This window comes from Cellulomonas triticagri (assembly GCF_003696205.1).
Classification (GTDB): domain Bacteria; phylum Actinomycetota; class Actinomycetes; order Actinomycetales; family Cellulomonadaceae; genus Cellulomonas; species Cellulomonas triticagri.
On record NZ_RFFI01000043.1, the window covers coordinates 23,418 to 31,923 of the forward strand.

The 8,506-nt window shown below is 74.3% G+C and carries 7 protein-coding genes; 6 read left to right on the forward strand and 1 reads right to left on the reverse strand.

All coding sequences use genetic code 11. From position 1 onward, the window contains the following. Window positions 1–11 precede the first annotated feature (11 nt). The 3 genes from EBM89_RS09435 to EBM89_RS09445 are packed head-to-tail and all read left to right on the forward strand — an operon-like array spanning window position 12 to window position 4,125. The gene (locus EBM89_RS09435; protein ID WP_233571648.1) at window positions 12–1,178 is read left to right on the forward strand and encodes a glycoside hydrolase family 88/105 protein; all 1,167 of its coding nucleotides are present in this window, start codon (window positions 12–14) and stop codon (window positions 1,176–1,178) included. Then, complete coding sequence (gene uxaC, locus EBM89_RS09440) at window positions 1,175–2,608, forward strand: glucuronate isomerase (RefSeq protein WP_122149185.1); 1,434 nt, start codon at window positions 1,175–1,177, stop codon at window positions 2,606–2,608. The genes EBM89_RS09435 and uxaC overlap by 4 nt, the downstream gene beginning before the upstream one ends. Then, window positions 2,605–4,125 carry a tagaturonate reductase gene (locus EBM89_RS09445; RefSeq protein ID WP_122149186.1) on the forward strand — a complete coding sequence of 507 codons (1,521 nt, stop codon included), beginning with the start codon at window positions 2,605–2,607 and terminating at the stop codon, window positions 4,123–4,125. Before uxaC ends, EBM89_RS09445 begins: the two co-directional genes overlap by 4 nt. Before the next feature lie 114 nt (window positions 4,126–4,239). Here the strand turns inward: EBM89_RS09445 and EBM89_RS09450 are convergent, their stop codons facing one another. Continuing rightward, complete coding sequence (locus EBM89_RS09450) at window positions 4,240–5,115, reverse strand: Bax inhibitor-1/YccA family protein (RefSeq protein WP_122149187.1); 876 nt, start codon at window positions 5,113–5,115, stop codon at window positions 4,240–4,242. A gap of 251 nt (window positions 5,116–5,366) precedes the next feature. On the opposite strand from EBM89_RS09450, the gene EBM89_RS09455 reads away from it, so the two are divergent. The 3 genes from EBM89_RS09455 to EBM89_RS09465 form a co-directional block, all read left to right on the forward strand. Next, window positions 5,367–6,311, forward strand: coding sequence for an ABC transporter ATP-binding protein (locus tag EBM89_RS09455; RefSeq protein WP_122149188.1), 945 nt, complete (start codon window positions 5,367–5,369; stop codon window positions 6,309–6,311). Continuing rightward, window positions 6,308–7,156: an ABC transporter permease subunit gene (locus tag EBM89_RS09460; RefSeq protein WP_122149189.1), complete on the forward strand. Its 849-nt coding sequence runs from the start codon at window positions 6,308–6,310 to the stop codon at window positions 7,154–7,156. Before EBM89_RS09455 ends, EBM89_RS09460 begins: the two co-directional genes overlap by 4 nt. A 97-nt stretch (window positions 7,157–7,253) precedes the next feature. Next, window positions 7,254–8,506, forward strand: a 1,253-nt coding sequence (locus EBM89_RS09465) for a sensor histidine kinase (protein WP_122149190.1), incomplete at its 3' end; no start/stop codon positions are given.

Below are 8,506 nucleotides of genomic sequence, written 5' to 3' on the forward strand. Positions count from 1 at the left end.
GAGGGACGCCCGTGACCACGACCGAGACGACCGCCCCCGCGTGGAGCGGCTACGGCTTCGAGGGCACCCGGTGGGCGGTGCTGGGCGCCGACACCATGCTCGCCCGCGAGCCGCTGATGAACCCGCGCGACCGCTGGGAGTACGAGGACGGCCTCATGCTCAACGGGGTGCACGCCGTGCACCGGCTGACCGGCGACCCCCGCTACCTCGCGTACGTCCGGCGCAACATCGACCACTTCGTCGCCGAGGACGGCACGATCCGTGGGTACTCCCGCGAGGAGTACAACCTCGACCACCTGAACAACGGCAAGGCCGTCCTCGACCTGCTGGCCGAGACCGGGGACCCCCGCTACCGGCTCGCGGCGGACCGCCTGTTCGCGCAGGTCGAGCGGCAGCCGCGGCTGCGGGCCGGGACGTTCTGGCACAAGCAGATCTACCCCGACCAGGTCTGGCTCGACGGGCTGTACATGGGCTCGGTGTTCTACGCCCGGTACTGCGTCCTCACCGGGCGCACCGACCTCCTGGACGACGTGGTGCGGCAGTTCACCACCGCCTACGACCTCACCCTCGAGGGGCCGTCGGGCCTGTGCCGGCACGCCTGCGACGAGTCCCGCCGGATGTCCTGGGCCGACCCCGAGACGGGCCGCTCGCCGCACGTGTGGCTGCGGGCGCTCGGCTGGTTCGTCATGGCGATGACCGACGTCCTGGAGCACCTGCCCGCCGCGCACCCCGGTCGGGAGCGGATCGCGACGCAGCTCGTGGACGTGCTCACCGCGCTGCGGGCCGTGCGCGACCCGGGGACCGGCCTGTGGTTCCAGATCCCCGACCAGGCCGGCCGGCCGCTGAACTACCTGGAGTCGTCCGGCTCGTTCATGGTGCTCGCCGCGGTCGCGAAGTCCCTGCGGTGCGGCTACCTCGCCGGCGACGACTGGGAGCAGGCGCTCGAGCAGGGCTGGGAGCACGCCACCCGGGAGTTCCTCAGCATCGACGGCCGCGGCTGGGTCAACGTGCACCGCATGTGCCACGTGGCCGGCCTCGGCGGCGAGCCGTTCCGGGACGGCAGCTACGCGTACTACATGAGCGAGCCGGTGGTCACGAACGACCACAAGGGCGTCGGGCCGTTCCTGCTGCTCGCCGCCGAGATGGAGCACCGGCGCGGTCTCGGGGACCTCGGATGACCGCCGCGCCCTGGACCCTGCACCCCGACCGCGCGCTGCCCGGCGACCCCGGCACCCGCTCGCTCGCCCGCGAGATCTACACGGCCACCCGCGAGCTGCCGGTCGTCGCGATGCACGGGCACGTCCCCGTCGAGTGGTTCGCGGAGGACCGGCCGTTCGCCGACCCGGCCGACCTGCTCGTCGTCCCCGACCACTACCTGGTGCGGATGCTCGCGTCGCAGGGCGCGGGCATCCAGGACCTCGGCGTCCGGCCGCTCGGTCCGGGCGCGGGCGTCGCCGCCGAGGCCGACCCCCGCGAGGTCTGGCGCCGGTTCTGCGCCGGCTGGCCGCTGTTCCGCGGCACCCCGACCCGGTTCTGGCTCGAGACGGAGCTCGTCGAGGTGTTCGGCGTGACCGAACGCCCCTCGGCGGCGACCGCCGACGCGCTCTACGACCAGGTGCAGGCCGTCATCGACGACCCCGCGTTCCGGCCCCGCGCGCTGCTGGACCGGTTCCGCATCGAGGTCATCAGCACCACCGACCCCGCCTGGTCGGACCTCGACGGGCACACCCGGCTCGCCGCGGACGGCCTCGGGCGACGCGTCCTGCCGACGTTCCGGCCCGACGCCCTGCTCGCCGTCGACGCCCCGGGCTGGTCCGACGGGCTGGACCTGCTCGCCGAGGTCACCGGGACCGACGTCGGCGACTACGCCGGCTACCTCAGCGCGCTGCGCACCCAGCGCGGCCGGTTCCGCGCGGCGGGCGCGCGCGCCACCGACCACGGGCTGCGGGGCACCGGCACCACGCCGCTGCCCGACGAGGACGCCGCCCGGATCTACGCCGCCGCCCGCCGGGGCGAGGTCACCGCCGCGCAGGCCGAGGCGTTCGCCGGGCACATGCTGTTCCAGATGGCCGCGATGTCCGCCGAGGACGGCCTGGTCATGCAGATCCACCCCGGGGTGCTGCGCGACCACGACCTCGGGATCGCCGCGGCCTTCGGGCCGGACCGCGGGTACGACATCCCCGTCGCCACCGAGTACACCCGCGCCCTGCAGCCGCTGCTGTCGGCCTTCGGGCGGGACCCGCGGTTCCGCACCATCCTGTTCACGGTCGACGAGACGACGTTCTCCCGCGAGCTCGCGCCGCTGGCCGGGGTGTACCCGGCGGTGCGGCTCGGGGCGCCGTGGTGGTTCCTCGACGCGCCCGACGCGATGCGCCGGTTCCGCGAGGCCGTCACCGAGACCGCCGGGTTCGCGAACACCTCCGGGTTCGTGGACGACACCCGCGCGTTCGTCTCCATCCCCGCCCGGCACGACCTCGCCCGCCGGATCGACGCCGGGTACCTGGCCCGGCTCGTGGCCGAGCACCGGCTCGACCTGGACGAGGCCCTGGAGACCGCCGTGGACCTCGCCTACCGCCTGCCGCTGCGCGCCTACGAGGAGCCCGCATGACGCCGACCCCCGCCGCACCCGCCGCCGGACCGGCGCGCTCGGCCCCGGAGGCGTCCGGGCTGCCGCACGTGGACGCCACCACCGTCGCCCGCGGGCCCCTGCCGGTCTCGGTGCTGCAGGTCGGCGGCGGCAACTTCCTGCGCGCGTTCGTCGACCAGATGGTGCAGCGCGCCGTGGACGCCGGGGTGATGACCTCGGGCATCACCGTCGTGCACGCCACCCCCGGACCGGACCGGGCGGTCGACCTGCTCCGCGAGCAGGACGGCATGTACCACGTGCTGCTCGAGGGTGTCCGCGACGGCGAGCCCGTCCGCGAGGTCACCCGGGTCACCGCGATCCGCGGCGTCGTGCGGGCGCACGAGCAGTTCGACGCCTATCGCGAGGCGTACCTCTCCCCCGACCTGCGCGTCCTGGTGTCCAACACCACCGAGGCCGGCATCGCGTGGGTCCCCGGGGAGGACCTCACCGCCCGGCCGCCCGCGTCGTTCCCCGCCAAGGTCACCGCCCTGCTGCTCGACCGGTTCCGGCACTTCGACGGGGACCCCGCCGCGGGGCTGCACGTCGTGTGCTGCGAGCTGATCGAGGACAACGCCAGCACCCTGCGCCGGTACGTGCTCGCGCACGCCGCCGAGCACGACCTGCCCGCGGAGTTCGTCGCGTGGGTCGACGAGGCGTGCACGTTCCACGACACCCTCGTGGACCGGATCGTGCCGGGGTACCCGCGCGACGAGATCGACGCGGTGCAGGCCGGGATCGGCTACGCGGACCAGCTCGTGGTCAAGGGCGAGCTTTACGGGACCTGGGTGATCGGCGGCGACGCCGGGCTGCGGGACCTGCTGCCGCTGGACCGGGCCGGGCTGCCCGTCGATTTCGTGGACGACGTCCGGCCGGTCCGGGACCGCAAGGTCCGGGTCCTCAACGGCCTGCACACCGCGCTCACCCCGCTGGGGCTGCTGCTCGGCTGCACCACGGTGCGCGAGACGGCCGAGCGGACGGACGTCGCGCGGTACCTCGACCGGCTGCTCGACGCCGAGGTGCTGCCCTCGCTGCCGGGCGACCCGGACGCGCTGCGCGCGTACGCCGCGGGCATCCGGGAGCGGTTCACCAACCCGTACCTGGAGCACCGTCTCGCCGACATCGCTCTGAACGCGCTGTCCAAGTACCGGGCGCGCAACCTGCCCGTGCTGCTGGACGCGTGGGCCGCCGGGCGTGACGCCCCCGCGACGGCGCTGGCGCTCGCGGCGCTGCTGGTTCTGGACTCCGGGCGGCGTGGCCCCGCGGGGTTCGAGCCCGCCGACGACCCCGTCCTGCTGGCCCTCGTCCGGGACACCTGCGACGAGGACGACCTGCCGGGGTGGGTGCGCGGCGTCGTCGTCGGCACCGGGATGCTCCCGGCCGACGACCCGCGCCTGGACCGGCTCGTGGCCGAGGTCGCGGGGCACGCTGCGGTGCTGCTCGCCGACGGGGCCGCGGCGGCGCTCGCCGGGCTCCCGTCGCCGGACCCGACCGCCGGGTAGCCCGACGTCCTCCGCCGGTTCCCCCGCCCGGGTCCCCGGCGAGGACAGGTCCCGGACGCACGACGGCCCGCGCACCCCGAGGGGTGCGCGGGCCGTCGCCGGTCGCGGAGCGGGTCAGTCGCTGCCACGCAGGATCGCGAGGATCCGCAGGATCTCCAGGTACAGCCACACCAGGGTGACGATGAGGCCGAAAGCCGCCGACCAGGCGAACTTCGCCGGGACGCCCTGCTCGACGCCGCGCTTGATGGAGTCGAAGTCCATGATCAGGCTGGCGGCGGCGAGGCCGACCGCGACGAGGCCGACGACGACGCCGAGCCACCCGCTGCGCAGCGGACCGAAGCCGTCGCTCGCCACGAAGAACGACATCACGAGGTTGACGACCGAGAACGCCAGGTACCCGACCATCGAGATGATCAGCCACTTGGTGAACTTCGGGGTGACCCGGACCTTGCCGGACTTGAACAGGAACAGCGCAGCACCGAAGGTCGCCATGGTCGCGACGACCGCCTGGAACACGATCGGCTGGACGTTCTGCCCGTCGAACGTCATGTTCTGGAACGCCAGGCTGATGCCGCCGAGGAACACGCCCTGCGCGGCCGTGTACGCGATGATCAGCGCGGGGCTGGGGTTCTTCTTGAACGCGTTGACCAGGCCGAGCACCAGGCCGACGATCGCGCCGATCGGCCACAGGCCGGGCGCGAAGTTCCACGTCGCCGCCGCGACGACGACGAGCAGCGCGAGCAGCCCGCCGGTCTTGACGATGACGTCGTCGTAGGTGAGGCGGCCGGTGTCGCGGGTGGTCGCGGCGGGGGCGCCGTACATCTGCTCGAGCGTCTGGCCCTCGATCACGGGGCCGTCGGAGCCGGCGGTGCCGTAGGGCGCGGTGCCGTACGGAGCAGCGGTGCCCGTCGCGGCACCACCCTGCGGGCGACGGCCGCGCGCACGCGGGTCGCCGAAGACGGCGCTGTTGTTGAACACCGGGTTGCTCATCGGGTCCTCCAGGAGTCGGTTCGCGGTTCGAGCCGGCGGTCGTGCTAGAGCGTAGAACGCCGGATGCCCTCCAGGAGTTCCCCGGGCCTGGTCGGGGGCCGGAACCATCCCCGTGGGCGAGGTCCGGGGCCGCCGGGTCATCCGTGGGGATGAGGGCCCGGGGCGCGAGGTTCGGTCGAGCGGACGTTCCGCCGCGTGCACGCGATCCGTAGGTTCGAGTCGTACCAACCGCCGCACCCAGTGAGGGAACGATGATCGAGGCACGAGGACTGACGAAGAGGTACGGGAAGAAGACCGCCGTCGGCGGCATCGACTTCACCGTCGAGCCCGGCAGGGTCACCGGCTTCCTCGGCCCGAACGGGGCGGGCAAGTCGACGACGATGCGGATGATCATGGGCCTGGACCGCCCGACGTCCGGGTCCGTGACGGTGAACGGCAAGCCGTACGCCCAGCACCGCTCCCCGCTGACCGAGGTCGGCGCGCTGCTGGACGCGAAGGCCGTGCACACCGGCCGCTCGGCGACGAACCACCTGCGGGCCATCGCCGCGACGCACGGCATCGGCAAGCGCCGCGTGGCGGAGGTCATCGAGATGACCGGCCTGCAGCACGTCGCGGGCAAGCGGGTCGGCGGGTTCTCCCTCGGCATGGGGCAGCGCCTCGGCATCGCCGCCGCGCTGCTCGGCGACCCCCGCACGCTGATCCTGGACGAGCCGGTGAACGGCCTGGACCCGGAGGGCGTGCTGTGGGTGCGCAACCTGGTCAAGGGGCTGGCGGCCGAGGGCCGGACGGTGTTCCTGTCCTCGCACCTGATGAGCGAGATGGCGGTGACCGCGGACCACATCCTCGTGATCGGGCGCGGCCGGATCATCGCCGACGCCCCGGTGGCGGACATCGTCGCGGGCGCCTCGGGCACCCGGGTGCGAGTCCGCACGCCGCAGGCCGGCCGCCTGGCCGAGTCGCTGCAGGGCCCGGACGTCACGGTGACCTCCGTGGAGTCCGGCCTGCTGGAGGTCGTCGGTGCGACCGCCGCGAGCATCGGCGAGCTCGCCGCCCGCGACGGCCTGGTGCTGCACGAGCTCACGCCGGTGTCCGCGTCGCTGGAGGCCGCCTACATGTCGCTCACCGCCGACGACGTCGAGTACCAGTCCGTCACGCCGGCCACCGCCGGCACCACCACGCAGGAGGCCCGGCGATGAGCGCCACCGCCACCGTCCCCACCAACCCGTCCGTCCCGTCCGGCCGGGCCGCCGCCCGCGTCGCCTCGTCCGACGTGCGCGTCACCTTCCCGCGCCTGGTGCGCTCGGAGTGGATCAAGCTGTGGTCCGTGCGCTCGACCTGGTGGGTCGTGCCGATCACGGTGATCGCGCAGGCCGGCATCGCCTGGCTGATCGCGTACTTCGGCATCGACCAGATGGAGCAGGCCGGGGTCGAGGTCGGCCGGTTCACCGCCGGGGAGCTCGTCGGCGGGATCCAGTTCGCGCAGCTCGCGATCTGCGTGCTCGCCGTGCTGACCATCACCGGGGAGTACTCGACCGGCATGATCCGCAGCACCCTCACCGCGGCGCCCACCCGGACGCCCGCGCTGCTCGCCAAGGGCCTCGTGCTGCTGGTCGTCGCGTTCGTGACGGGCGTGGTCGGCACGGTGCTGTCCTGGGCGGTCACCTACCCCGTGCTGGGCGAGACGTACCGGGTGGACCTCGCGGACTCGGTCAACCAGCGGATCTTCATCGGCGCGCCGCTGTACCTGACGGCCATCGCGCTGCTGGCGTTCGCGATCGGCGCGCTGCTGCGGCACTCCGCCGGGGCGCTCGCGACCGTGCTCGGTCTGCTGCTCGTCGTCGAGGGCATCCTGTCGATGATCCCGTGGACGTTCTTCGAGAAGATCTCGCCGTACCTGCCCATGTCGGCCGGTTCGCAGCTGGTGCAGACCGGCAGCCCGGACGCGGTGCTGTCGGCGTGGGAGGGCTACGGCGTCCTGGTCGCCTGGGGCGTGGTCGCTCTGGCGGCGGCCCTGGTGCTCGCCAAGCGCCGCGACGCGTAGCCACCCGTCGCCCACGGATCCTCGTGTCGCCCGCCCCTCCACGGCGGGGGCGTACGAGAATCCGTGGGCGATGCCCCATCCCCAGGAGGACCACCCCGTGAGCCAGGACGCCCCGACGTTCACCGAGCTGGACGCGCGCCGGCTCGGGCGCGTCCGGCGGTACTTCGCGCAGCACCCGCGCGCGTCGGACGTGCTGGTGTGCGTGCTCTTCGCGCTCAGCGCCGTGTCCGACGTGGGGCCGGCCGTCGACGGCGCCGGGCCGAACCTCGGGTTCGACACGGACGACTTCCGGGCCACGGGCACGGCGGCGGCGCTGTCGCTCGCCCTCACCGTGCTCGCCCTGGTGGTGCTGTGGTTCCGGCGGCGGTGGCCGGTGCGGGTCACCGTCACCCTCGTGGTGCTGACCCTGGTGCACGTCGCGGTGTCCGGGCACGTCGGGGCGCTCGACGTCGGGTTCGCGCTCGCGCTGTACGTCGTCGCGGCGACCCGGCCGCAGCGCTGGGGGTGGCTGCTGCTCGGCACGGCCAGCGCGCTGGTGCTCGGGTCGCTGCTGCTGTGGGGCGGCGCGATCCAGCCCGCGGCGTCGGACGTGACGGTCACCGGCCCGGACGACACCGTGTACACGCCCGGCCCGGAGTCGACGGCGGCCAGCGACACCCCGGCGTTCCTGCTCGGCGGGCTGGTGGCCCTGGCGGTCGGGGCGAACGTCCGCGGTCGGCGGCTCCACGTGCGGGCGCTGGTCCAGCGGCACCAGCAGCTGGTGGACGTCGGCGAGCAGGGCGCCCGGCTGGCGGCCGCGGCGGAGCAGACCCGCATCGCGCGGGAGATGCACGACGTCGTCGCGCACGGCCTGACGGTGATGATCGCCCTGTCGGACGGGGCGCGCACGGCGGTGCGCCGCTCCCCCGACCGCGCCGAGGAGGCCCTCGACCTGCTCTCGGAGACCGGGCGCACCGCGCTGGGCGACATGCGGCGGATGCTCGGCGTGCTGCGCGGCGCGGACGTCCCCCTGGAGCCGCAGCCCGGCACCCAGGACCTGGAGTCGCTGGTGCAGCAGTTCCGCGCGGCGGGGCTGACGGTGCACCTCACGACCGCGGGGCCGCCGCTGCCCCCGGACGCCGGGCTCGCGCTGACCGTGTACCGGGTGGTGCAGGAGTCGCTGACCAACGTGCTCCGGCACGCCGGCGCGGGCAGCCGCGTCGACGTCCTGGTGCGGCACGGCGCGGGTCGCGTCGGCATCGAGGTGGTGGACGACGGCGGGTCCGCGGCGCCCCTGGCGGACGGCGCGGACGGCGCGAGCGGCACCGGCGCCGAGGACGGCGGCCGGCTGGCCCGGCTCGGCGAGCGGCT